General features: G+C 56.0%; 20 protein-coding genes. 5 read left to right on the top strand and 15 right to left on the bottom strand.

The annotated features are described in order from the left end of the window. Positions 1-311: 311 nt before the first annotated feature. Positions 312-746 carry an OsmC family protein gene (locus tag FPY71_RS18355; RefSeq protein WP_149301798.1) on the bottom strand — a complete coding sequence of 145 codons (435 nt, stop codon included), beginning with the start codon at positions 744-746 and terminating at the stop codon, positions 312-314. A 148-nt stretch (positions 747-894) separates the two neighbouring features. On the opposite strand from FPY71_RS18355, the gene FPY71_RS18350 reads away from it, so the two are divergent. From FPY71_RS18350 to FPY71_RS18545, 4 genes are all read left to right on the top strand, one after another. Continuing rightward, positions 895-1,836 carry a tyrosine recombinase XerC gene (locus tag FPY71_RS18350; RefSeq protein WP_149301797.1) on the top strand — a complete coding sequence of 314 codons (942 nt, stop codon included), beginning with the start codon at positions 895-897 and terminating at the stop codon, positions 1,834-1,836. Between the two features lie 15 nt (positions 1,837-1,851). Beyond that, a complete protein-coding gene (locus FPY71_RS18345) occupies positions 1,852-2,874 on the top strand; it encodes a TraB/GumN family protein (protein ID WP_149301796.1) in 1,023 nt (340 codons plus the stop codon). Between the two features lie 102 nt (positions 2,875-2,976). Beyond that, positions 2,977-3,729 (top strand): class I SAM-dependent methyltransferase, encoded by a 753-nt coding sequence (locus FPY71_RS18340; protein WP_149301795.1) that lies wholly within the window; start codon positions 2,977-2,979, stop codon positions 3,727-3,729. A gap of 71 nt (positions 3,730-3,800) precedes the next feature. After that, entirely contained in the window at positions 3,801-3,953 is a 153-nt protein-coding gene (locus FPY71_RS18545; RefSeq protein WP_188052411.1) for a hypothetical protein, read from the top strand. A gap of 84 nt (positions 3,954-4,037) precedes the next feature. On the opposite strand, the gene lpdA is transcribed toward FPY71_RS18545, so the two are convergent. The 13 genes from lpdA to FPY71_RS18275 all read right to left on the bottom strand — a co-directional run bounded on the left by lpdA (position 4,038) and on the right by FPY71_RS18275 (position 18,637). Continuing rightward, positions 4,038-5,447, bottom strand: a complete 1,410-nt coding sequence (gene lpdA, locus FPY71_RS18335) for a dihydrolipoyl dehydrogenase (protein WP_149301794.1) — start codon at positions 5,445-5,447, stop codon at positions 4,038-4,040. A 23-nt stretch (positions 5,448-5,470) separates the two neighbouring features. Then, a complete protein-coding gene (locus FPY71_RS18330) occupies positions 5,471-5,875 on the bottom strand; it encodes an MAPEG family protein (RefSeq protein WP_149301793.1) in 405 nt (134 codons plus the stop codon). Positions 5,876-5,902: 27 nt separating this feature from the next. Next, entirely contained in the window at positions 5,903-6,664 is a 762-nt protein-coding gene (locus tag FPY71_RS18325) for an SDR family oxidoreductase (protein WP_149301792.1), read from the bottom strand. 61 nt (positions 6,665-6,725) lie between these two features. After that, complete coding sequence (gene odhB / locus FPY71_RS18320; protein WP_149301791.1) at positions 6,726-7,952, bottom strand: 2-oxoglutarate dehydrogenase complex dihydrolipoyllysine-residue succinyltransferase; 1,227 nt, start codon at positions 7,950-7,952, stop codon at positions 6,726-6,728. A 44-nt stretch (positions 7,953-7,996) separates the two neighbouring features. Then, positions 7,997-11,002 (bottom strand): 2-oxoglutarate dehydrogenase E1 component, encoded by a 3,006-nt coding sequence (locus FPY71_RS18315; protein ID WP_149301790.1) that lies wholly within the window; start codon positions 11,000-11,002, stop codon positions 7,997-7,999. Between the two features lie 168 nt (positions 11,003-11,170). After that, the gene (sucD, locus tag FPY71_RS18310; protein ID WP_149301789.1) at positions 11,171-12,073 is read right to left on the bottom strand and encodes a succinate--CoA ligase subunit alpha; all 903 of its coding nucleotides are present in this window, start codon (positions 12,071-12,073) and stop codon (positions 11,171-11,173) included. Between the two features lie 57 nt (positions 12,074-12,130). After that, positions 12,131-13,321: an ADP-forming succinate--CoA ligase subunit beta gene (gene sucC, locus FPY71_RS18305; RefSeq protein WP_149301788.1), complete on the bottom strand. Its 1,191-nt coding sequence runs from the start codon at positions 13,319-13,321 to the stop codon at positions 12,131-12,133. A 171-nt stretch (positions 13,322-13,492) separates the two neighbouring features. Beyond that, complete coding sequence (gene mdh / locus FPY71_RS18300) at positions 13,493-14,455, bottom strand: malate dehydrogenase (protein WP_149301787.1); 963 nt, start codon at positions 14,453-14,455, stop codon at positions 13,493-13,495. A 288-nt stretch (positions 14,456-14,743) separates the two neighbouring features. Continuing rightward, positions 14,744-15,910 carry a cell division protein ZapE gene (zapE, locus tag FPY71_RS18295; protein ID WP_149301786.1) on the bottom strand — a complete coding sequence of 389 codons (1,167 nt, stop codon included), beginning with the start codon at positions 15,908-15,910 and terminating at the stop codon, positions 14,744-14,746. Between the two features lie 146 nt (positions 15,911-16,056). Beyond that, a complete protein-coding gene (locus tag FPY71_RS18290; protein WP_149301785.1) occupies positions 16,057-16,575 on the bottom strand; it encodes a protease inhibitor Inh/omp19 family protein in 519 nt (172 codons plus the stop codon). 140 nt (positions 16,576-16,715) lie between these two features. Further along, entirely contained in the window at positions 16,716-17,387 is a 672-nt protein-coding gene (locus FPY71_RS18285; protein ID WP_149301784.1) for a carbonic anhydrase, read from the bottom strand. Between the two features lie 74 nt (positions 17,388-17,461). Further along, positions 17,462-18,370, bottom strand: coding sequence for a pyridoxal kinase (gene pdxY / locus FPY71_RS18280; protein WP_149301783.1), 909 nt, complete (start codon positions 18,368-18,370; stop codon positions 17,462-17,464). A 9-nt stretch (positions 18,371-18,379) separates the two neighbouring features. Beyond that, positions 18,380-18,637, bottom strand: coding sequence for a hypothetical protein (locus tag FPY71_RS18275; RefSeq protein WP_149301782.1), 258 nt, complete (start codon positions 18,635-18,637; stop codon positions 18,380-18,382). A gap of 191 nt (positions 18,638-18,828) precedes the next feature. On the opposite strand from FPY71_RS18275, the gene FPY71_RS18270 reads away from it, so the two are divergent. Next, positions 18,829-23,709, top strand: a complete 4,881-nt coding sequence (locus tag FPY71_RS18270) for an NAD-glutamate dehydrogenase (RefSeq protein WP_149301781.1) — start codon at positions 18,829-18,831, stop codon at positions 23,707-23,709. Positions 23,710-23,813: 104 nt separating this feature from the next. On the opposite strand, the gene purH is transcribed toward FPY71_RS18270, so the two are convergent. Beyond that, the gene (purH, locus tag FPY71_RS18265; RefSeq protein ID WP_149301780.1) at positions 23,814-25,427 is read right to left on the bottom strand and encodes a bifunctional phosphoribosylaminoimidazolecarboxamide formyltransferase/IMP cyclohydrolase; all 1,614 of its coding nucleotides are present in this window, start codon (positions 25,425-25,427) and stop codon (positions 23,814-23,816) included. Positions 25,428-25,762: the final 335 nt, after the last annotated feature.

Raw genomic sequence — 25,762 nt, 5'->3', positions numbered from 1 at the left:
TCTCCCTTTTGCGTCAATCAAAAAATCAAAACATTCGCCAAAAATTTTCAAACGCAAACAAAATCAATGGCCTAAACTCAAACCATTCGCTCACCCAACCGTCATCATGTCAGAATCATTACAACTCAACCCAACAAATAACCCCGGAATCAGACCCAAATCCAAACGGAATCGGAAAGCAAACCAAAAACGGAACCGGGGTTCAGCCCGATTCCGCTTCGGAAAAATCCGATGGTTCGATTGGATGGCGAGGCCATCGGTCAGATTCGCCCGGATTCGCCTATGCGGGCCTGATGTCTGGCTGGATAGTGTCAGACCAGCCGCGCGTCGAGCGTGACCTCAATTGCGCCCAGAGCTTTCGAGATGGGGCAGCCACTTTTCGCCTTGGCTGCGAGTGACTGAAACGTTGCATCGTCAACGCCCGGCACCTTTCCCTCCAGGGTCAAAGCGCTGGAGCGCACTTCAAATCCGCCATTGGTCTGCTCCACCGTCACGACAGCGCGCGCTTTAAGCTCATCTGCCGGAGTGCCGTTCTCCGCGAGAAAGTGTGAAAGCTGCATCGCAAAGCAGCCGGCATGCGCGGCTGCCAGAAGCTCTTCAGGATTGGTCCCGGACTTACCACTCTCATCCTCGAAGCGGGATTTGAATGAATAGCCATGGTCTGTCAGCGCTCCAGACTGGGTCGTCAAAGCGCCCTGTCCTTCGCCCAATGAGCCATTCCATATAGCGGTCGCATGACGTTTCATGAAGGTTTCTCCAATTTGCTCAGATAAAATTGCCTGGCATTGCTGCCAAAGATGGAACAGCCGCCCCATCTATCCAGAGCCGCTTTCAACTTTCAGCAAGTTTCATCATGCATGGTCGGGCAAGCAAGTGGACAAGTGACGGATGCCAATGAGCCAGATTCTGACATATGCGGATCCAGATGTTCTCATGCATCAGGCCGAATGGATGAAGCGCTTGCAGCATGGCAAGGGTGCCAGCGCCAACACGCTGGAAGCCTATGAGCGGGATGTCCGGCAGTTTCTGGGTTTCATGACCGGTCATCGGGGCCGCCCGGCACAGCTTTCGGACATTGCCGATCTTTCTCCAGGCGATATTCGCGGTTTTCTGGCCGCGCGCCAGCGCAATGGCGCCGGGGCCAGGACTCTGGGGCGCGGACTGGCAGGAGTGCGCTCCTTTATACGCCACCTGGAAAAGCAAGGGCAGGCTTCCAGCGCAGGCGTCATGGCCACACGATCTCCGCGCCAGCCAAAGTCACTGCCACGACCGTTGACCCCGGTTGATGCCATCACCGTGACCGAAGAGGCGGGTGCAATGGCAAATGAAGCCTGGGTTTCCGCAAGGAATATTGCGGTCATGACCCTGCTCTATGGCTGTGGCTTGCGCATATCAGAGGCACTTTCTCTTTCCGGTACGGATCTGGCAGATTCGCAAGCACGGTCGATGCGAATTCGCGGCAAGGGCGGGCGAGAAAGGCTGGTGCCTTTGTTGCCGGTGATTCATGAGGCGACACAGGAATACCGGCGCATTTGCCCCTATGCACTCACTGGAGACCAACCCTTGTTTCGCGGCACACGCGGAGGACCTTTGCGCCCGCAGATTGTGCAAGCGGAAATGCGCAAACTGCGCGGATTGCTGGGGCTGCCGGAATCTGCCACCCCGCACGCCTTGCGGCATTCCTTTGCCACACATCTGCTGGCCGCGGGCGGGGATTTGCGCACGATTCAGGAATTGCTGGGCCACGCCTCACTATCAACGACCCAGGCCTATACGGGTGTGGACGGCGCGAGGCTCATGGCTGTCTATACAATGGCGCACCCCAGAGCCCGATGATCCCGGTGAAGGCAGGTGATTGAAGTGATCCCCAAATATGCGACGACGCTCAGCGGTCTGATCATTGCAACATGCCTTGCTACGGCCACCGCTGCCTCTGCTCAATGTGACACAGGCATAAATATGGTCGATGCTTTGCCGGAGGCGCAACGGCAGGCGATTTTTCAGGAGGCCGCAACGCAAGCCAACGGCAAAGGTCGCTTCTATCGGATCGAAAAAGCCGACAAGGAACCGAGCTACCTTTTCGGCACCGTTCATTTGACGGATCCACGTGTGACCTACCTGCCTGAAAGCATATCGACAGCGTTTGATTCCGCATCGCAGCTTGTGCTGGAAACCACCGACCTGATCGATTCTGACGCTCTGGAAAAAATACTTCTGGAGCACCCAGACCTTACAACTCTGCCAGAGGGGCAGCGAATTACAGATTACCTTTCATCGGATGACACAGAGGCTCTGACGAGACTTGCGCAGAACGCCGGCACGCCACTTGAAAATTTCGCCACATTGCAGCCTTGGCTGGTTGCCGCTGCCGTAATGACAACGCCGTGCGAACAGCAGCGACAGGCTGAAGGCAAAATGATCCTGGATCTGACACTGGCACAAAAAGCTGAGGGGATGGGAAAGCCGATTGCCGGGCTGGAGTCTGCCTCTGAACAGTTCGGTGCCATGGCATCTCTGCCTTACGACCATCAGGCCGAGATGCTGCTGGCGACTTTCAAATTTCAGAATCGCATCCCGGACATCATCGAAACGTTGATTTCCCTGTATCTGCAGGGAAACATTGCCGTCATATCCCCCGCATTGGAACTCATAGCGCCAGCGGGAAGTGACGAAGCCCGATCTCTGGAACTTTGGAAGGAATTTGACGAGCGCATTATCCGGGACAGAAACCGGCTGATGGCGGACCGACTCCAGCCTGCCCTGACTCAAGGCGGGGCATTTGTTGCGGTGGGCGCACAGCACCTGATTGGCGATGAAGGGCTGGTGGAGCTTCTCAGGGATGCTGGCTGGACGCTATCTCCAGTAGCAGAATAGCAGAACGTATACTTCATACAGGTTTCTGGCAGGGGATCACGCTTATGTTATTATTCTAGCAGCGCAGCCCCACAGGCCATAACACGGCCCGATCGAGTCACCATGCCGGACACCTATTTCTCCGACTACCTGCTGAAAACTGACGAACGGGCGCTACACAAGTTCGAGCATTATATGCCGATCTACGACAACCTGATGCTGCCGTGGAAAAACCAGCCGACGACTTTTCTGGAAATTGGCGTTTTTAAAGGTGGTTCCATGCGGATGTGGCGCGATTACTTTGCGCCCGGTTCCAAGGTGAGTTTTCTGGATATTGATCCTGCCTGCAAAGCGTTGGAACTTCCCGACACGCAAGTTTTCATAGGTGATCAGGCAGATACCGCGCTGCTGGCGCAAATAGCCCTGGAACGCGGGCCCTTTGATATTGTGGTTGATGATGGGGGCCACCAGTCCCACCAGCAAACTGGTAGCTTTCAAGCCTTATGGCGTCAGATCAAAAACGGCGGCCTCTACATTGTAGAAGATGTGCACACCAGCTATTGGCCGGGTTTCGGCGGCGGGTATCGCAACCCGCAAAGCTTTATGGAATACAGCAAGCACCTGCTGGACGAGATGCACAGCTGGTATTCAGAAGACCAGAAGCAGTTTCCGCTAAGCTCGAAGGCATGGGAAATCGGGTCCGTGACGTTCCACGACAGCATGATCATTTTCAAAAAGCAGGCGAAGGCGGAGTGGCCAACCGCCATAGTTTCTGAAAATGGCAGGGTGCAGCGCAACCGGCATTATTCCCAGGTTCGGGACAAGCGGTCGATTTTTCAAAGCCAGCCAGGAACTGCATCTCACACAAAAACGTGATGCCCAACGCCTTGCTGTAGCCCGCAACTGCGCAGAACCTGTTGCTGTCAACGACTGTAGGAGAAGCAACCATGAAATACAGGACTGCTCTCATAACCGTGTTTGCGTTCAGCGCGCTCACGGCCACAGCCAGTGCGGCTTGCCCCGGCAAGGCGCATATTTCAGCAGACAACAAAACGCCGGTCAGCATTGAACAACCAACCACATCGGCTGATCGCGGATAAGAAAAGGCCCAGTCAACACATGTTTGACTGGGCCTTCTGCATATAAACAGCGCGTTAAAGCTCGTTCGCTTTTCGTTTCATACCTTAGCTGTGAATTGGCTTGGCAAATGTGGCCAATGCCGCTTCTCGCACAGCCTCTGACATGGTCGGGTGCGCATGGCAGGTCCGTGCCAAATCTTCGGAAGAACCGCCAAACTCCATTAATACCGCAGCTTCAGCAATCAATTCGCCTGCGCCAAAGCCAACAATGTGCACGCCCAGCACCCTGTCTGTAACCTTGTCGGCCAGAATTTTTACAAAACCATCTATATGCTGCATGGCGCGCGCGCGGCCATTGGCCATGAATGAGAATTTGCCAGACTTGTAATCCACGCCTGCAGATTTCAGCTCTTCTTCCGTTTTGCCGACAGACGCGACTTCCGGAGACGTGTAAACGACCGATGGAATGACGTTGTAATTGACATGGCCAGCCTGCCCGGCAAGAATTTCTGCAAGGGCAATGCCCTCATCCTCGGCCTTGTGAGCAAGCATAGGCCCCTTCACAACATCGCCGATCGCGTAAATTCCAGCAATGTTGGTGGCATAATGTCCGTCGATTTCCACGCGCCCGGCCTTGTCCAACTGAACCCCGGCTTCTTCCAAGCCGAGACCGGCCGTGTAGGGCCGGCGTCCTGTGGACACCAGAACAACATCCGCATCCACCGTGACGGGCTCGCCGCCGTTCACCGGCTCATAAGTGACACGGCCCTTGCCATCCACTGAAGCCACGGCCGTGACTTTGGCGCCAAGCTTGAAGTCCAGCCCCTGCTTTGCCAGCAGCTTCTGCAAAGCGGTTGAAGCCTCTGCATCCATCGATCCGAGGATTTTGTCGAGATATTCAACCACAGTGACCTTGGCACCAAGACGCGACCAGACAGAGCCCAGTTCAAGCCCGATAACTCCGCCACCGACAACGATCATGCTTTCGGGCACTTTCGCCAGAGCGATTGCATGATCGGATGAGACAATAACCTGCCCGTCAAACGCAACATCAACACCCGGAATACCGGCAACGTCCGATCCGGTGGCGATGACAATTGCCTTGGCAGAAAGTGACTGGCTGCTGCCATCTTCCTTTGTCACTGACACTTCGGACGCGGAAACAATGCGCCCCGTGCCGATAATGCCGGTGATCTTGTTCTTTTTGAACAGAAAGGAAATGCCATCAACATTGGCTTTGACCGTCTTGTCCTTGTGGCCCAACAGAGCCGCGAGATCCAGCTTCGGGTCTACAATCACGCCAAGGTCGGCATAGGAGTGCTTTGCTTCCGCATAAACTTCGGAAGCGTGCAGCAATGCTTTTGAAGGAATGCAGCCGACATTCAGACATGTGCCGCCGTAAGTCGCGCGCTTTTCCACCACCGCGACCTTCAACCCCAGTTGAGCGGCCTTGATGGCGCATACATAGCCGCCGGGACCTGATCCAATGACCACAAGGTCGAAGTTATCTGCCATTTTAAACTACCCAGTCTGGTTACTCAGAAAAAACGAACGAGCATTAATGTGAGCCCGAAGAACGACACGCCGAATACGATGCTGCGTATCACTGGCGTTCCCATAAGATAGAGCGGAAGGTAGACGCAGCGCGCCACTATCCAAAGCAGGGCCCCAACCGCACCAAGACCGCCTGTCTGACCGGTGACGGCAAGGCCAAGCGCCAGCGCCACAAAAGCCGGATAGGTTTCCTGAAAATTGCGCAGCGCCCGATCCGCGCGACCAGCCATAATACCCAAGGGCTTGCTTTCGTCGCGCGGGCCCGCATTCCATTTAAAGCCGCGTTCTTTGGTTGCAAACTGGCCTTGCAGCATGATGTGCAAAAACAGCAAAAGCACGGACAGGCCAAGAATGACCAGCTCTGTGGGCAACGATGTTTCTGCGTTCATGGCTTCCTCTCAACGATCAACGCCGGGTCAGGGCAGGATTGCTCTGCCGCCGGAAACATCCAGAATTGCGCCGGTTGAATAGGCAGCGTCATCGGATGCCAGCCACATGATGGCCTTTGCAACTTCTTCAGCTGTACCAGCGCGCTGCATTGTCAATGTTGGAACAACGCGCTGCAACCGATCCGGCTGACCACCAGAAGCATGAATTTCCGTGTCAATAATACCGGGGCGGACCGCGCAGACCCGAATACCTTCCATCGCCACTTCCTTGGCAAGCCCAACAGTAAACGTATCAATTGCGCCTTTTGTCCCGGCATAATCGACATTTTCTTTAGGAGAACCGAGCTTAGCGGCGGCCGACGTCAGATTGATGATCGCACCGCCTGCGCCGCCTCTTGAACGCGCCATCCGCTTGATGGCTTCACGGGCGCAAAGATAGCTGCCAAGAACATTGATGCGGAATGATTTCTCAATGCGCTCTGCTGTCATGTCCACGACAGGCATTGGATGAAGGATTACACCGGCATTGTTGATCAGAGCCGAAAGCTGACCGAAGGAGTCCGCAGCCTCGAACAAAGCAATGATATCTGCCTCGCTGGCGACGTCGCCCTTAACTGCAATCGCCTTGCTGCCAAGCGCTTCAATCTGGCCAACAATGTCCTCGGCCGCTTGGGCGTTGGAGGCATAATTGACGACCACGCGGTAACCAGCCTTTGCCGCAAGGAGCGCCGTGGACGCACCAATGCCACGCGATCCGCCTGTAATCACCATAACCCTGTCAGTTGCCATGCCGTATTCCGCTCCCGTTATGAAAACCGGGCGGGTTTAACCCCGCCCGCACCATTCCTGACTACAGGTCCAAAACCAGACGTTCCGGATCTTCCAGGGAATCCTTAACACGAACGAGGAACGTGACCGCTTCCTTGCCGTCAACAATTCGGTGATCATAGGAAAGAGCCAGGTACATCATCGGGCGGATTTCAACCTTGCCGCCAATCGCTACTGGCCGATCCTGAATCTTGTGCATTCCAAGAATGCCCGACTGCGGGGCGTTCAGGATTGGCGTGGACATCAGCGATCCATAAACACCACCGTTGGAAATGGTGAATGTGCCGCCCTGCATATCGGAAACTGTCAGTTTTCCATCACGCGCAGCAAGTCCCAGACGCCCGATTTCCTTTTCAATTTCTGCAATGCTCATCTGGTCGGCATCACGAACCACCGGCACCACGAGACCCTTTTCCGTGCCCACTGCCACGCCGACATGCGCAAAATTCTTGTAGATGAGGTCCGTGCCGTCGATTTCGGCGTTTACGGCTGGAATTTCCTTGAGCGCGTGGCATACGGCCTTGGTGAAAAAGCCCATGAAGCCCAGCTTTACGCCGTGCTTCTTTTCAAAGAGGTCCTTGTACTTCTTGCGCAGGTCCATAACCGCAGTCATGTCCACCTCGTTAAAGGTGGTCAGCATTGCTGCCGTGTCCTGTGCGTCTTTCAGACGGCGGGCAATGGTCTGGCGAAGCCGGGTCATTTTGACACGCTCTTCCCGCACCTCATCCTGTGCTCCAGATGGCGCACGCGCCGCCGCCGGAGCTTTGGCCGCAGACGCTGCGCCTTTGCTCAGTGCATCGATCACGTCACCCTTCAGCACTTGGCCACGCTTGCCGGAGCCAGCAACATCGCTTGCAGCCACGCCTTTTTCCGCCAGCATCTTCTGTGCGGAAGGTGATGCCGGCACACCATCGCTGTGGCTAGGGTTCGGCAGAGTTGTGTCGGAACCATCCGGCGCACCTTCCGGTGCAGCCTTTTCAACTGTCTTGGCGGGAGCGGCAGCAGCGCCGGATCCCTCGCCAATAACGCCAATCAACGCGCCAACTTCTACGGTTTCACCCGCCTGAACAACAATTTCCTGCAACACGCCTGCTGCAGGCGCTGGAACTTCAACCGTTACCTTGTCGGTTTCGAGTTCAGCAATTGTCTCATCCTGCTCCACCCGGTCGCCGGCCTTTTTGTACCACTGGCCAATCGTGGCTTCGGTTACGCTTTCGCCCAGGGTCGGAACTTTGATTTCAGTGCTCATGATCGGTCTTTTCTTTTAGCTGGTGACTGGCTGGTCGAGTACTGTCAGGAAAGGTCGCCGGATTCGCCGGTCCCCAAGGCTTCCTCCAGGAAGGCTTCCAACTGCGAAAGGTGTTTGGACATGGTACCGGCAGCCGGCGAAGCAGCGGCCTGCCTTCCGGCGTAACGCGCCCGGCGCTTTTCAGTGCCGACACGTTCCAGAACCCACTCCAGGTACGGATCGACGAAGGACCACGCACCCATGTTTTTCGGCTCTTCCTGACACCAGACGATTTCCGCCTGCTTGAAGCGGGTCAAAAGGTTCATCAGCGCCTTGACCGGGAACGGGTAAAGCTGTTCGACGCGCAGCAGGTAAATATCGTCAATGCCACGCTTTTCACGTTCGTCCAGCAAATCGTAGTAAACCTTGCCGGAGCACAGTACCACGCGACGTATTTTCTCGTCCTTGACCAGGGAAATGCCGCCGACTCCACGTTCTGCATCGTCGCGAAGCAACCGGTGGAAGCTTGCCTCTCCCGTAAAATCTGCCAGGGTCGAAACCGCACGCTTGTGACGCAGCAACGACTTGGGCGTCATCAGGATCAACGGCTTGCGGAAATCGCGCTTCATCTGACGGCGCAGAATGTGGAAATAGTTTGCCGGCGTTGTAACGTTGGCAACCTGCATGTTGTCCTGTGCGCACATTTGCAGGAACCGCTCCAGTCGCGCGGAAGAGTGTTCCGGACCCTGCCCCTCATATCCATGCGGCAGCAGCATAACCAGTCCGGACATGCGCAGCCACTTGGCTTCGCCCGAGGAAATGAACTGATCAACAACCACCTGGGCGCCGTTGGCAAAGTCACCAAACTGCGCTTCCCATAGTGTCAGAGCGTTTGGTTCGGCCAGTGAATAGCCATATTCAAAGCCAAGCACCGCCTCTTCAGACAGCATGGAGTTGATGACTTCGTAGACAGCCTGACCCTTGGCGATGTTCTGCAGCGGGATGTAGCGGTCTTCATTTTCCTGATGGTACAGAACCGAATGCCGCTGGCTGAATGTGCCGCGTTCGGAATCCTGACCTGACAACCGGATTGGATGGCCCTCTGAAACCAGAGAAGCAAAGGCAAGAGCCTCACCGGTTGCCCAATCAATGCCTTCGCCTGTTTCAATCGCCTTCGCGCGGTTGTCGAGGAAGCGCTGAATCGTGCGGTGGATCTCAAAACCTTCCGGAATCTCGGTCAGTTTGCGGCCAAGTTCTTTCAAGGTCTTGAGCGGCAGGCCGGTGGACCCACGACGTGGTTCATCTTCTTCATCCGCGCGGCGCAAGCCAGCCCAGGCACCATCCAGCCAGTCAGCCTTGTTCGGCTTGTAGCTCTGGCCTGCCTCAAATTCGGCCTCAAGCTGAGTCCGGAATTCGCTGCGGCGTGCGTCAACCTCTTCCTGCGTCATCACACCTTCTTCAATCAGCTTGCGGCTGTAGATTTCAAGTGTGGTCGCATGGTTGCGGATGGTGCGGTACATGATCGGCTGGGTGAAGCCGGGCTCGTCGCCTTCATTATGGCCAAAGCGGCGGTAGCAGAACATGTCGATGACGACAGGCTTGTGGAATGTCGCACGGAACTCCGTGGCAACCTTGGCTGCATAGACAACCGCTTCCGGATCATCGCCATTGACGTGAAAAATCGGCGCTTCGACAATTTTTGCCACGTCGGAAGGATAAGGCGATGAGCGCGAGAAACGTGGATTGGTGGTAAAACCGATCTGGTTGTTGATGATGACATGCAGCGAGCCACCAACCCGGTGCCCTTTCAGCCCCGAAAGGCCAAAGCACTCAGCAACCACACCCTGCCCCGCAAAAGCTGCATCACCGTGGATCAGCAGCGGCAACACCTGATTGCGAATTTCAGCCGGCACCAGTTCGGTGCGTGTTCTGCCGCCGCCGAGCTGGTCCTGCTTGGCGCGCGCCTTGCCCAGAACGACCGGGTTGACGATTTCAAGATGCGAAGGGTTGGCCGTCAGGGACAAATGCACCTTGTTGTTGTCAAACTCACGATCTGACGACGCGCCCAGATGGTATTTGACGTCGCCAGAACCTTCCACCTCGTCCGGCTTGTAGGATCCGCCCTTGAACTCGTGAAAAATGGCGCGATGCGGCTTGCCGAGAACCTGGGCCAGCACATTCAGCCGGCCACGGTGGGCCATGCCCAGCACAACTTCCTTCAGGCCGAGCTGGCCACCACGCTTGATGATCTGTTCCAGCGCTGGAATCAGCGCTTCACCGCCATCAAGACCAAAGCGCTTTGTGCCTTTGTATTTGACGTCGAGAAACTTTTCGAAGCCTTCTGCCTCAATCAGCTTGTTGAGAATTGCGCGCTTGCCCTCACGCGTGAATTCCACGCCTTTGTCCGGCCCTTCAATGCGCTCCTGCAACCAGGCTTTTTCAGCCGGGTTTGAAATGTGCATGAATTCAATGCCGATTGTCGAGCAATAGGTCCGCTGCAGAAGATCGACAATCTCGCGGATTGTCGCAAATTCCAGCCCAAGCACATTGTCGATGAAAATCTTGCGGTCCATGTCTTCCGGCGTGAAGCCGTAAGCTTCCGGAGACAACTCGTTATAATCGTCCTCCGGCTGGGCCAATCCCAAAGGATCAAGCTTGGCGTGCAGGTGACCACGCACGCGGAACGCGCGTATCAACATCAATGCACGCACGGAATCGCGCGTTGCCTGGCTGACCTGCCCGTCTGTCAGCTCAACGCCTTGGCTGCGGGCCTGCTCCTTGACCTTTTTCTCAACCCGGATTTCGGCTGCACCCCAATCGCCATCCAGAGCAGACACAAGGTCGCCATTGGCGGCAATCGGCCAGTTCGGCCGTGCCCACGAGGCACCCTGCGCATTTTTGCGCACCGTGGCCTTGTCGTCCTTCAGCTCGCTGAAGAAACTCTGCCATTCAGCAGCTACGGAAGCAGGGTTTTCCTCATAAGCCGCATACAGCTCTTCAATATAGTCGGCATTGCCACCATAAAGAAAAGAGGTCAGGGCGAAGGTCTCATTCGCTGGATTACGGGCCATCGTGCTTTTCGCGGCGCGGGTCCGTGCGCCGTCTCCCAGATTTTGTCTGGAGGGTCCATTATGGCCCCCCTGCTTACAGGTACACCGGCGCAGCAGCCGCTACGCCGGTTTTCTCTTCATGCCGGTATATAGGAAAGTCCACCGGCATTATCAGGAGTTGAAGGCTTTTCAGCCTTTCAACACTTCAACCAAAGTCTTGCCAAGCTGCGCCGGCGAAGGCGAAACCCGGATTCCAGCAGCTTCCATGGCTGTTATCTTGGATTCTGCATCGCCTTTACCGCCAGAAACGACAGCGCCAGCATGGCCCATTGTGCGTCCCTTGGGTGCCGTGCGGCCAGCAATGAAGCCAACCATAGGCTTTTTGCGACCCTTGCGTGCTTCATCCATCAGAAACTGCGCAGCTTCCTCTTCCGCGGAACCGCCAATTTCACCAATCATGATGATCGACTGGGTGGCATCGTCGGCGAGAAACATTTCCAAAACGTCAATGAATTCGGTGCCTTTGACAGGATCTCCGCCAATTCCAACCGCTGTTGTCTGGCCCAGCCCTTCATTGGAGGTCTGGAACACGGCCTCATAGGTCAATGTACCGGAGCGCGAGACAATGCCGACATTGCCTTTACGGAAAATTGATCCCGGCATGATGCCGATCTTGCACTCTTCAGGCGTCAGGACACCCGGGCAGTTTGGCCCAAGCAGGCGTGACTTCGACTTTTCCAGCCGCGCCTTCACCCGCACCATGTCCAGCACCGGAATGCCTTCGGTGATGCAAACGATGAAGGGCACTTCAGCCTCGATCGCTTCGATAATCGCGTCTGCTGCACCGGCTGGTGGAACATAGATAACCGAAGCGTCGGCGCCTGTGCGCTCTCTGGCTTCCGCCACGCTGGCATAGATAGGCAGCTGTTCACCAGCAGATCCCTGCCAGGTTTCGCCACCCTTTTTCGGGTGGATACCGGCCACCATCTTTGTTCCGAAATAGGCAAGTGCCTGTTCGGTATGGAAAGAGCCGGTCTTGCCGGTCAGGCCCTGGACAAGGACTTTGGTGTTCTTGTTGACGAGAATGGACATAGGATTCTTTCGAAAGTCGGTCGAGCAAAAGGAGCGGAAAGCAGCGCGTTGGCGCTGTTACTTGACCGCCGCGACAATTTTCTGGGCCGCATCATCCAGATCATCCGCCGCGGTGATTGCAAGGCCGGACTCGTTCAGGATTTTCTTGCCCAGTTCAACATTTGTGCCTTCGAGACGCACAACCAATGGCACTTGCAAGCCGACATCGCGCACTGCGGCAACAACACCCTCGGCAATAACGTCGCAACGCATGATGCCGCCGAAGATATTGACCAGAATGCCCTTCACGTTGGGATCGGCCGTGATGATCTTGAACGCCGCTGTGACTTTTTCCTTATTGGCACCACCGCCTACATCCAGGAAGTTTGCAGGCTCTTTGCCGTAAAGCTTGATGATGTCCATTGTTGCCATGGCAAGGCCGGCGCCATTTACCATGCAGCCAATGTCGCCATCCAGCGCAACATAGGCCAGATCATATTTGGAAGCCTCGATTTCCTTGGCGTCTTCTTCACTGATGTCGCGGAGCGCCTTCATGTCGTCATGGCGAAACAGGGCGTTGCCGTCAAAGGAAACCTTGGCGTCAAGAACACGCAGGCGACCATCCGTCATGACGATAAGCGGATTGACTTCCAGAAGAGCCATGTCCTTTTCGACGAAGGCCTTATACAGGATCGGGAAAAGCTTGAGTCCGTCTTCACGGCCAATGCCTGTCAGCCCGTATGCGTCTGCAATTTGTTCAGCATCTGCTGGCGTAACACCGGTTGCCGGGTCAATTGCCACGGTCACAATCTTTTCAGGCGTGTCATGCGCAACGGCTTCGATGTCCATTCCGCCTTCGGTTGAAACAACGAAGGCGACGCGACCGACGGAGCGATCGACGAGAAGCGAAAGGTAGAGCTCCTTGTCGATGTCAGCGCCATCTTCGATGTAGAGGCGGTTAACCTGCTTACCGGCATCACCGGTTTGGGCGGTTACGAGGGTGTTGCCCAGCATGTCTTGTGCGTTGGCCACAACTTCTTCGATTGTGCGGGCCAGGCGCACTCCGCCTTTTGCGTCGGCGCCAAGTTCCTTGAACTTGCCTTTGCCACGGCCACCGGCGTGGATTTGGCTTTTTACGACATAAAGCGGGCCAGGCAGTTGCTTGGCGGCGGCTTCTGCTTCGGAAGCAGCCGTGATTGCTACACCAGAGGCAACGGGAGCACCAAAGCCCTTGAGAACCTGCTTGGCCTGATATTCGTGAATGTTCATGGACGATTATCTCCGGTCCGCGGAAGGGTATTTAAGCAATTCCAGCAAAAGTGTTTACGGTTTTGCGTTCGGAATTGCGGCAGATAAGAATTTAGCAATTCCAGCAAAAGTTTTTCGGCTTTGCGATTGGACTTGCTGAAGGGGCCGCTTTTACAAGCGGCCCTTTATGAATTACTTCAGGTTTGGCGCGATGCCGATGCAGGCTTCCATCAAGCCCTTCACGGAATTGACCGAATTTGTGAATTGCGTCTGTTCATCGCCATTCAGTTCAATTTCAATGACGCGTTCCACGCCAGCAGCTCCAATAACAACCGGCACGCCGACATACAGGTCGTTCTGGCCATACTCGCCCTTCAGGGAAGCGGCGGCTGGCAGAACCCGCTTTTTGTCCTTGAGGTAGCTTTCAGCCATGACAATGGCCGATGCCGCAGGGGCATAATAAGCCGAGCCTGTCTTCAACAGACCGACAATTTCTGCACCGCCGTCGCGTGTGCGCTGAACAATTTCTTCCAGGCGCTCGGCGGTGAGCCAGCCCATTTTAACCAGGTCCGTCAGCGGCACACCGGCAACGGTTGAATAACGGGTGAGCGGCACCATTGTGTCACCATGGCCGCCCAGCACGAACGCGGTGACATCTTCGACCGAAACCTTGAATTCATCTGCGAGGAAGTGACGGAAGCGTGCCGAATCAAGAACGCCAGCCATGCCGACGACCTTATTCTTTGGAAGACCGGAGAATTTCTGCAATGCCCAGACCATTGCATCAAGCGGATTGGTGATGCAGATCACAAAAGCATTCGGCGCATATTTGGCAATACCGGCACCAACCTGCTCCATGACCTTCAGGTTGATACCCAGAAGATCATCGCGGCTCATTCCCGGCTTGCGGGCAACACCAGCAGTGACAATGCAGACGTCGGCGCCTTCAATGGCTGCATAGTCATTGGCACCGGAAAGGCGTGCGTCGAAACCTTCAACCGGGGCGGACTGGGCAATATCCAGCGCCTTTCCCTGAGGGGTACCTTCGGCAATATCGAAAAGAACAATATCGCCCAACTCTTTGAGACCTGCCAGATGAGCCAGCGTTCCGCCGATCATGCCCGAACCGATGAGTGCGATTTTCGCGCGTGCCATTCTTTTTCTGTTCCCTGAAGTTGTGCCGGATTGTTCCGCCAATTTGACTGGATATGCATTTCATGTCTGAACTGTTGTTAGGGCAGATCAGACCACAATTCGACCCTTCGCATAGACGCGGATTGGACCAAATTCAATCATCTTGCAAGTCACTTCAATTCATTCAAACGGTTAGAAGCAGTGGGAGTTACGTAAACGTAACTCAATTTTCCCTTTTCCCTTCAATGAGACACAGGAAAAGGTTGTGGTTGTGCATTTTTTTCGTGACACCGTTGAAATCTGCGAGATTCATGCGGCCTTGCTGCGGATTCGGTAGGCATCGGAACGCATTTCCGTCAAACGAGAAACTGTGCGATCGAACTCGAAGGCCTCGGTGCCGCGATTGCCCTGATACAAAGAGTGCGCAGGAACCTCGGCCGACAGCACAAGCTGCTTGCCTGCGTCATAGAAAGCATCCACGAGAATAATAAAGCGCTTCGCCTCATTGCGTTCTGCCAAAGTCAGTCGCGGCACATTCTCAACAATCAGAGTGTCAAATCGCGCCGCCATTTCCAGATAGTCGCGCGGCCCGAGCGGGCGGCTGAGCAAATCCTGGAAAGTAAAGCGCGCAGACCGGTTGCCATATCGAGGAACCGAAACGGTACGCCCGGTGACGGAGATTGCCGTCGGATGTTCAACTGAATCTTTCAGCAGTTTTTTCCAGACTGCATCAATCCGCTGATCAGCCGCCGGTCCGAGCGGTGTAATGAAAACATCGTCGCTGCCGAGCTTACCCAGCCGATAGTCCAGCGGCGCATCCAGCCAGTAAATTTCGGCGTGCGCCTTCAAAATATCGATGAAGGGCAGAAACAATGCCCGGTTCAACCCATCTCGATACAAATTCTCCGGTGCAACATTCGACGTTGCCACCAGCACCAATCCACGTTCGAACAATGCCGAGAACAGGCGCGACAGAATCATGGCATCGGCGATATCCGTTACCGTAAACTCGTCAAAGCACAGCAATTGAACCTGCTCGCTCAGCGCATCGGCTATCGGCGGTATGGGGTCATCACCCTTGGCGCGCCCCTCCTTGACCGCAAGCCTGTGCGCCTTGATCCTGTCGTGGATATCCGCCATGAAAACCAGAAAATGCATGCGTTTTCGGGCGGTAACGGGAGACAGATCGAAAAACATATCCATCATCATGGATTTGCCACGACCCACATCGCCATAAATGTACAGGCCTTTGACCGGCTCTGCCCGTTTGCGTGCACCAAAAAGCCAGCCAAGAGCACTTTTTTTGCTGGAAAGTGCGCGATCCCGCAGATCACGCGCCAGCCGGTCGAGTTTGTCTGCAAGCTGCTGCTGGATGGGATCAGGAGCAATCAGTCCCTCACGAACCCGCCGTTCAAGCTCGGTTCTGACCGGGCCGCGCTCAAGTCCAACCGCCCCGTATCGATCTGCCTGTGGCATTACGCTGTTCCTGACGCAAAACCGCTATACATCTGGTCATGGAGCGCTTCATGCATCAAACGACACATAAGCGCTCTGACTCATTGTTATTCCGCACTGTCCACCAGTTGAAACGCAATGCTTCACTGGAAAATGCTCTGGCAATGTTAGCGATACAGGCTGATCTGCGTGCCGCCTGAAGTCGTGCCTTCAAACCGCGTGTCGCCACTGTTGTTCAGCGTTGCAACCGTGTTGCCGGAATTGTCCTTCAAGACAACCTGACTGCCCGACACGTCCCAGGCCGACACATCTGCCACTTGGCCCGGACATCCACGCGAGGCAGCCCGGTAGCCGCCGGTCCACTGCGTCAACGCCATGAAAATCTGACAATTGCCCCCGCCGGAAGAAACCCGCCATGCGCCAACCAGGCTTTCCCGCGTGACGGGAGCCGTGGACGCGACCTGCCCCGGCATTGTCTGCGGAGTTGTTTGCGACATCGAAGGTGACTGTTCAACCGGGGCCGCTGGTGGCGGCGGCAGCTGGCTGGAATACACCTGCCCTGAGGGCGCCGGCGTCAACGGTGCAAGCTGGCCATAGCCGCCGCCTACCTGTGGTGCCGATTGCATGCACCCGCCGAGAAACATCAGAGCGGCACCGGCAGCGCCCATTCTCGTCCAATGCGTCATACACCCATCCTCATTTCATTGGCCAAACAGTACTTGTAAATGGCTCTTTAACGCGGTTCGCAAGGGTTCGTCACCCATTTTAAGAAGATTTTACGAAATCTTAAATCATCAACGGGCCCGAAACACATCGATTCCAAGCCTTATTTCGCTTGAATTGCGGCAATTTCAACATCAATGAGCGGTCGCTGAAAATCCCCGGTCGTTGGGTCCATAGCCCAAAGCTCACCGGTAGAAATATCAAACCAGGCGCCATGCAAGGTCAGTTTTCCCTTTGCCTCCAACTGCGACACGCATGGGAAGGTTCGCAAGTTTGCCAGCGAAAGCCGGATGGAAATCCGCTCCAGCGCCGTTTGTTTTTCAGAGGTTGTCAAAAGTTCGTTCGCACTGACCTGGCGCGCTTCTGTTTCCACCAGACTCATCCATTTGCCGATGAAATCACCCGGCGACAGCGGAGAAGAGGCAGGGTCCAGCGCGGCTTTGATGCCGCCGCATCGCCCATGCCCCATAACCACAACATGGCGCACCCTGAGCGCCTGTACGGCAAATTCCAATGCGGCAGACGTTCCGTGAAATTCACCATCCGGGGTGTAAGGGGGCACAAGATTGGCCACATTGCGCACCACAAACAACTCGCCGGGTGCTGCGCCAAAAACTGTTTCCGGTGCTGCGCGAGAGTCACAGCAGGCTATCACCATTGTCTCCGGCGCCTGACCATCCCGCGCCAGAGAGCGGTAGGTCTGGGTTTCTGCCAGATAGCGCCCCTCAATGAAGTGGCGGTATCCATTCAGTATATGTTCGGGCAAAAGGGTCATTGTTGCTCCGCATGACATTTCAAGGCGGGTTTAGCTGATTTTCCCGCCTCAGAACAACTGTCAACAGACAGCACTTAAATTCGCACGCCTGCAACACCGCCAACCTGGCGCATCTGCACCATGGCCAAAGGTGTCTTGAGGCTATCAATATCCGTTTCCAGCGTCAGCTCATCCGCCCCGCGTTTGGTGGTGCGAGCCAGAATTTCATACACAGTCGCCGTTGTCGCTTGCAGCGCCTTTTCCGGCTGTGCGCCGCCCAGTATGCGTGCCAGAAACACCGCAGCCGTCAGGTCACCCAGACCATTGGGGGCACCCTCGATATATCGATGCTCAGCCAGAATTGCCGTTGGGCCACCCACCAGCAGGTTGCCGATTCCGCCTCTCAGCATGGGGAAGGCTGAGGTGACGACCACCAGCCTTGGCCCCAAAGTTGCGGCCGCTTCTATCAGATGCGAATTGGACGACAGTTCAAGCCCGGTCAGAAACTGCAATTCATAACGGTTGGGCGTAGCAATATCTGCCAGCGGCAGCAGCAGATCACGAATACCCTGCAGGGTTGCATCGGGTTGAAACAACCGGCTGCCCGCCTCGCTTCCATCGCCGACCACCGGGTCGCAGACAAAGATTGCAGATGGATTGGCCAACTTTACAGCCTGAACCAGACGAGCCGTATCGGCGATCTGTTCCGGCGCCCCGAAATAGCCCGTTACCACAGCGCCCACCTCAGCCAGTTTTGGCGAAGAGATGAGATCATCAATAAAAGCGGAAAAATCTGCTGCCGAAGGTGTCAGCCAAGTGGAAGGTCCATGGCCAGGATGCCAAGGCATTGTAACCGTCGGGACAGACCAAACGGGAAAACCCAGTGCTTCCAGCGCAAACGCCATAGCCCGGTTCCCCACAGTGCCGCGCACCACGTAGCTGGAAAGACTGAGGACGGCCACCTTATCAGAGCGCGATGCGTCAATTGGCGGTGAACGTGTCATATCTTTGTATCAAGGCAGGAGGTAAGTAACGACAAGGGAAGCAACGAGAAACAGGAAGAAGCCCAAACCTGCCAGCCGGCCAATCCGCGTGCCGACAACCTCGATACGATCATTCTGGTCCGCATCGCCAGCAGTAAAATGCTTTTGCACATTCAGAAGCATCTTTTCGGTGTTGGCACCGATCTGCGGTTCGGTTTCCTCTCGCAGTCGCTTGAGGATCGCCGCCGATTCCTTTGCTCGCGCTTCATCATTGAGTTTTGGCTTCATAACCGTGAAAGTGACCGAAATCCTGACAAAGAGCAATCAGAATCCGGCAAACCGGATGCCCTTATGTTGGTATTGATAGACAAACATGCCCTAGCTGGCCTATGTGCCGCACTAAAGCGAATCGCTTACTTTGCCGCGCCTGCGGCTGGACAGAAATACCGGGAAATACTGGTGGGAGACAGTTACAATCCATGATTAGCAAACCAGCCAAAGCCACAATCATTGAAGACGCCCTGCAGGCTGTAACAAACGAGGGACCGGCAACGCTGCTGGTCCCTCTTTTGCTTGCACGCCCACCTGCAGACGACCTTGCTGCCTTTCCGCCGCGAGCTCTGGCAATTGCCGCCGAACAGGCCGGTGCCGCGCTTTCCAGCCACCGGTCCGGCCAGCCACTGGTGGCGACCGAGCGGCCGGAAGGGTTCACGCTGGAAGGCAAGCCGCTGCTGCTGGTGACCCTGGTTAATGATGACCGACCGTTTCTGTTTGACAGTGTGGTGGCCGAAGTCGCGGACTCGATGTCTGCCATCCACTACATTTCCCATCCAATTCTTGATGTTGTGCGCAACATTGAGGGCGTGATTGTCGACTTCTCGGCCTCCGCTCAATCAGAAACCGCATCCGGTACGCCAGGACGGGTCAGCCTGATTCAGTTTGCGCTGGAAATGCCGGTGGACCCGGAAGCTGCCAACCGGCTGAAAGAGCAGTTGACGACTATTCTGGCGCAGGTGCGGCTGGTCAATCAGGATTTTGAAGCCATGCTGGCCCGAACGGCCAGGGCTATTGACGATTTGCACAAGCAGGCTGAACGCGTTTCTGACCCGGAGGTTCATGCCACGGTTGAAGAGGCGGCCAAACTGCTGCAATGGCTGACGGACAGGAATTTCAGCTTTTTCGGCACGCGCGAATTTTCCTATGCCAATGGTCCAGATGGCGAGTTGATGGGCCGGGTGGAAGGCAGCGAGCTGGGTATCCTGCGCGATCAATCCGTGCGGGTTCTGCGCAAGGAAAACACCGCCGTAGTGACCAGCCCGGAAATGCGGGCTTTTCTGGAAGCGGACAATCCGCTGATCGTTGCCAAGGCCAATGCGCGGTCGCTGGTGCACCGTCGCGTTTACATGGACTATGTGGGCATCAAACAATATGATGATGATGGCAGGCTGACAGGTGAGCTGCGCATTGTCGGCCTTTTCACTTCCAGTGCTTACACGCGGTCCATTCTGACAATCCCCTACCTGCGCCAGAAGGCAGACCGGGTTATTGCCCGTTTTCCATTCCGCCCGCAGTCACATTCGGCCAAGGCACTTCTGAACATTCTGGAAACTTATCCTCGTGATGAGCTGTTCCAGATCGATGTCGACACGCTCACAGAGTTCGTCGGCACAATGATGGAGCTGGACGAACGGCCACGCGTGCGCCTGCTGCCGCGCATAGACCCGTTTCAGCGGTTTGTTTCGGCAATCGTGTTTGTTCCCCGCCAGCAATATGATTCGCGTCTGCGGGAAGAGATCGGCGTTCTGCTTTCCCAGGCCTATGATGGCCATGTATCCGCCTATTATCCATCCTTCTCGGATGGCCCTCTGACGTCGGTGCATTTCATCATTGGCCGGTCCGGGCTGCCCGGAGCATTTCCAGAAGCAGATGTGGCCGCGCTGGAAGCACGGATTATTGAACTGACCCGCGACTGGGCAACTGAATTTGAATCGGTTGTCGCCAGAACCGGCCGCGCCAGCGATCTGATTTCGCTGGTTCCAGGCCTGCCGGATGGCTACCGCGATGTCACCTCACCCGAGGATGCGGTTCTTGACGCCAAACGAATTGTCGATTTGAGCGAGACGTCACCTTTTGCCGTCGATTTCTATCGCCAGGAAGAGGATCCGGACAGTGTTCTGCGGCTGAAGCTCTATGCTTTGGGCGATACATTGCCGCTTTCCACACGCGTCCCGATTCTGGAGCAGATGGGCCTTTTGGCGCTGTCAGAAAAAAGCTTCATCATTCACCGCGCCGATGGGTCTGTGGTGCATCTTCACGACATGGACCTGACCCGGCGCGGCGGCGAAGCCATTCCGCTTGATGATGATGGACGCGCACTGGAAGAGCTGTTTCAGGCGGTATCGGATGGCAGAATTGAAAGTGATGCTTTCAACTCTCTGGTGCTGGAAGCGCGGCTTTCATGGCGTGAGGCCAACGTGCTGCGTGCCTATGCCCGCTATATGCGCCAGACCGGTCTGGCGCTTTCTCAGGAATTCATCGCCGGGACGCTGACGCGTTATCCAGCCATTGCCTCGAGCCTGTTTGCTCTTTTTGCTGCCAGTTTCGACCCGGATGTTTCACGCATTGCCGAAACAACGGACGAAGACGACGCGCTGGCAAAGGCCGCCGCAGCACGTGGTGTTGGCCAGTCCTTCAACGAACTGCGCGAGGCCTTGGAAAAAGTGGATGCGCTGGACGATGACCGTGTTCTGCGGCGCTATCTGACGCTGATATTGGCAACGTTGCGGACAAACTACTACAGCGTAGCATTGGTTTCTGCCGATCCGGCCAGCAGACCCGGCCATGTGGCACCAGCGCTTGCCTTCAAGTTCGACCCGCATCTGATTGACGGATTGCCGCAGCCAGTGCCCTTCGCTGAGATTTTTGTTTTCGACGCGCGTGTCGAGGGCGTGCATCTGCGCTTTGGTAAAGTGGCACGCGGTGGTTTGCGCTGGTCGGATCGCAGTCAGGATTACCGCACGGAAGTTCTGGGTCTGGTCAAGGCGCAGCAGGTCAAGAACTCGGTCATTGTGCCGGTTGGCGCCAAGGGTGGCTTCTATCCCAAGCGTTTGCCGGACCCGGCGGCACGTGATGAATGGTTCGAGGCTGGGCGGTCCGCTTATGTCGTGTTTATTGAATCGCTTTTGACCATCACCGACACGGTGGAAGGAGACGGCAGCAGAACACCTGAAAATGTTGTGCGCCATGACGAGCCTGACCCGTATTTTGTGGTTGCGGCAGATAAGGGCACCGCCACTTTCTCCGACACTGCCAACGCCATTGCCCAATCGCGTCAGTTCTGGCTGGATGATGCTTTCGCCTCTGGCGGCTCTGCCGGTTATGACCATAAGGGAATGGGCATAACCGCCCGTGGTGCCTGGGAAGCGGTCAAGCGCCATTTCCGCGAGATGAACCACGATATTCAGGTTGAGCCATTCACTGTCGTTGGCTGTGGTGACATGTCCGGTGACGTTTTCGGCAATGGAATGTTGCTTTCCGAACAGACCCGCCTGATAGCCGCATTCGATCATCGGGATATTTTCATTGATCCTGATCCTGACACCGCCAGTTCCTATGCGGAGCGCCAGCGCCTGTTCAATACGCCACGCACGTCCTGGGCAGATTATGACAAAGCGCTGATTTCCCGTGGTGGCGGTGTCTTCTCCCGAAGGGAAAAGCGCATCACACTGTCTGCGGAGGCTGCGCAGGCCGTTGGCTGGGACAAACAGACCGGCACACCGGCCGAAATTATCAATGCCATATTGAAAGCCCCGGTTGATCTGTTGTGGTTTGGCGGCATTGGCACTTATGTCCGGGCCGAGAGTGAACAGAACAGTGAAGTTGGCGATAAGGCGAATGATGCAGTGCGCGTCAGTGGCCGTGACATTCGCGCCAAGGTTCTGGGCGAAGGTGCCAATCTGGGTGCCACTCAGCGTGGCCGCATTGAATATGCCGCGCGCGGTGGGCGGGTGAACACCGACGCTATCGACAATTCTGCGGGCGTGAACACGTCCGACATTGAGGTCAATATCAAGATTGCTCTCAAGAATGCCATGGCGGAAAACCGCCTGACGCGAGATGAGCGCAATACTCTGCTGTCCGGAATGACCGCTGATGTGGCAAAGCTGGTTCTTGCAAACAACTACCAGCAGACTCTGGCCCTTTCGCTGGAGCATGAAGCCGGCGTTGGGCGCCTGCCACTGCAAAACCGTCTGATGACCCGGCTGGAGGCGGAAAAGCGTCTGGACCGCACAGTGGAATATCTGCCGTCCGATCGGGAAATTGCTGATCTCAAGGCAGCCCGCCGTGGCCTGACTCGGCCAGAGCTGGCCATTCTGATTGCCTATTCCAAAATCGACCTCTTCGATCAACTGGTGGCTGGCACATTGCCGGATGACCCATATCTGAACGAACGGCTGATGGACTATTTCCCGGATGCCATGCAGCAATCATTCAGCCAGGACATTGAAGGGCACCGTTTGCGGCGGGAAATCGTGGCAACCACCCTTGCCAACGAGCTCGTCAACCGGTTGGGACCTTGCACTCTGACCGCTACCAGCGAGTCAACGGGTGCAACAGCGTCCCAGATCGCGCGTGCCTATGTCGTTGCGTTCGATGCGCTGGGCGCAAAGGAGCTTTACGCGCGGATTGATGCGCTTGATGGCAAGATCGACGGCAGTTTGCAAAACAAGCTTTACGGTGCCATGAGCTTGTTTTTGAAGGTGGTGACGCACTGGCTGACACGCAACCTGACTGCCGACACCGAAACCTCTGTGGCAATTGCTGCTCTGTCGCGGGAACATGTTTCCCTGCGCCCACGTCTGCTTGAGCTGGCCAGCGACAGAGCCCGTGACAAATATGCGGAACGGCTGAAAACACTGTTGGCAGATGGCGTTCCCGAAGAACTGGCCGATGATATTGCCTTGCTTCCGTTGGTTGCGCTCATTCCGGATGCCGCACGTGTTTCACGTGAGACGTCGCAACCCGCAGACACGGTTCTGGCAGCCTATTTTGCGATGACGCGGCTTTTGAAGATCGGCCGACTGGAAACAGCGATTCTGACCCTGAATCCGCATGATTATTTTGAAACGCTGGCTCTTGCGCGTGCAGGAAGCCAGATTTCGGACGCACGCCGGGTTCTGACAGCCAATGCCCTGACACGGTTTGCCGGTTCGGCAGAGCCGGTTTCGGAATGGGAAGCTGTGGAAAGTGAGAAGGTTTCTCGCATTGCTGACCGCATTGTGGAACTGGCAGGTGGCGGTGAGACTTCAGTTGCACGTCTGACATTGGCCGCTGGTCTGTTGTCTGACCTTGCAGCATAAAAAAGCGGCTCAGCTTGCTGAGCCGCAGGTGGCCGATTGGTTATGAAACGTCCTGCAAAGCCCGTCTGACAAGTTTCAGACGGGCTTTTCTATACGCTGTCAGCTTAGTGCCGGAAATGACGCATTCCTGTCACCACCATGGCAATGCCATGCTCGTCAGCCGCCTGAATAACCTCGTCGTCCCGCATGGAACCGCCCGGCTGAATGACCGCCGTGGCACCCGCGGCAACGGCCGAGAGCAGGCCATCTGCAAATGGGAAGAAGGCATCCGAAGCAACAACGCTGCCTTTGGTCAAAACTTCGCCACCGGCAACCGCCGCGGCGTCTTCCGCCTTACGCGCAGCAATGCGGGCTGAATCCACCCGGCTCATCTGTCCGGCGCCGATGCCGACGGTTGCGAGGTTTTTGGCGTAAACAATCGCATTTGATTTCACGTGCTTGGCAATGCGGAAGGCGAATTTCAGATCTTCCAGCTCCCGCGCATCCGGTGCGCGCCGGGTGACGACCCGCAGATCCAGATCATCAACCATGCCATTGTCTCGGCTTTGCACCAACAACCCACCCGCAACCGATTTTACCAGCAATCCCGGTGCTCGACTGTCTGGCAATCCACCCGTCAAAAGCAGACGCAGGTTCTTTTTGCCGGCAACGATCGCCATCGCTTCTTCATCAGCGTCTGGTGCAATGATAACCTCAGTGAAGATTTTGGTGATTTCCGCGGCAGCGGCTGCGTCCAGACGCCGGTTCAGTGCAACAATGCCGCCGAAGGCCGATACCGTGTCACAGGCGTAAGCTCTCTGATAGGCTTCCAGAATGGTGCCACCCTCGGCCACGCCACACGGATTGGCGTGTTTGATGATTGCCACAGCCGCAGTGCGCTTTGGATCAAACTCGGCAACCAGCTCAAACGCGGCATCCGTGTCGTTGATGTTGTTGTAGGACAATTCCTTGCCCTGCACCTGCCGCGCTGTTGCAACGCCAGCGCGAACTTCCGAGGTTTTGTAAAAAGCAGCAGTCTGGTGCGGATTTTCGCCATAGCGCAGGGTTTCGGCCAGTTGCCCGGTAAAGCTGCGCCGCGAAGGGCTGACATCATTAAGCGATGAAGCAAACCATGAAGACACCGCGGTGTCGTAGGCGGCAGTCAATGCAAAAGCCTTGGCGGCCAGCCGCTTGCGAAGGTCCAGCCCAGTTTCACCCTCGCCTGCCTCCAGTTCTTCCAGAACGGAACGGTAATCGTTGGGATCGGTGACCACTGCAACATAAGGGTGGTTTTTTGCACCCGCGCGGATCATCGCCGGGCCGCCAATATCAATATTCTCGACAATCGCCGCCGCCTCGGCACCAGATGCGACAGTCTGCTCAAATGGGTAGAGATTGACGACAAGCAGATCAATGCCGGATATCTGGTGCTGGTCCATCGCAGCTGCATGGGATGGGTCGGCACGAATGCCCAGCAACCCGCCATGCACCCCGGGATGCAGCGTTTTAACCCTGCCATCCATCACTTCCGGGAAGCCGGTCAGTTCAGAAACATCCCGAACGGCCAGACCAGCTTCGCTCAGCGCGCGCGCCGTGCCACCCGTTGAAATGATTTCGACGCCACGTGCAGCCAGCCCCTGCGCCAGTTCCAGCAGTCCTGTTTTGTCAAACACCGAGATCAGAGCTCGTTTCAACGGCAATTTGTCGGGTGATGGATAGGTATTGGCGGCAATGGCCATTGTTAAGGCTCCGGCTGAGGCATTGAAAAATCGGATGAATTGCCCGTGTGCGAGCAGAATTTCTTCCGGCTTGATAATCAATGCAGCTCAGTGCAGCAAGCCACTGGCCGTTGATGCTTCGAAAACATAACAGCTTTTGCGCGCCGTCTGACTTATCTGAATCCTTCGGATTTGCGCCCAAGGTCGTCCATCGTCTGAGGCACGACCGTAACTGCCCGGTTCATTCCACACCCGGCCAGCAAGAAGGATCCGAGCAGCAGCACAGACAAGGAAATTCGCATAAGGCTGCCTCCACCGTTGATAAGCCGTGTGGAGTACTCTGACGTCAAAAAGCG

The sequence above is a fragment of the Aureimonas fodinaquatilis genome, assembly GCF_008369445.1.
GTDB lineage: Bacteria > Pseudomonadota > Alphaproteobacteria > Rhizobiales > Rhizobiaceae > Aureimonas > Aureimonas fodinaquatilis.
This window is presented reverse-complemented; position numbering and strand designations above follow the sequence as displayed.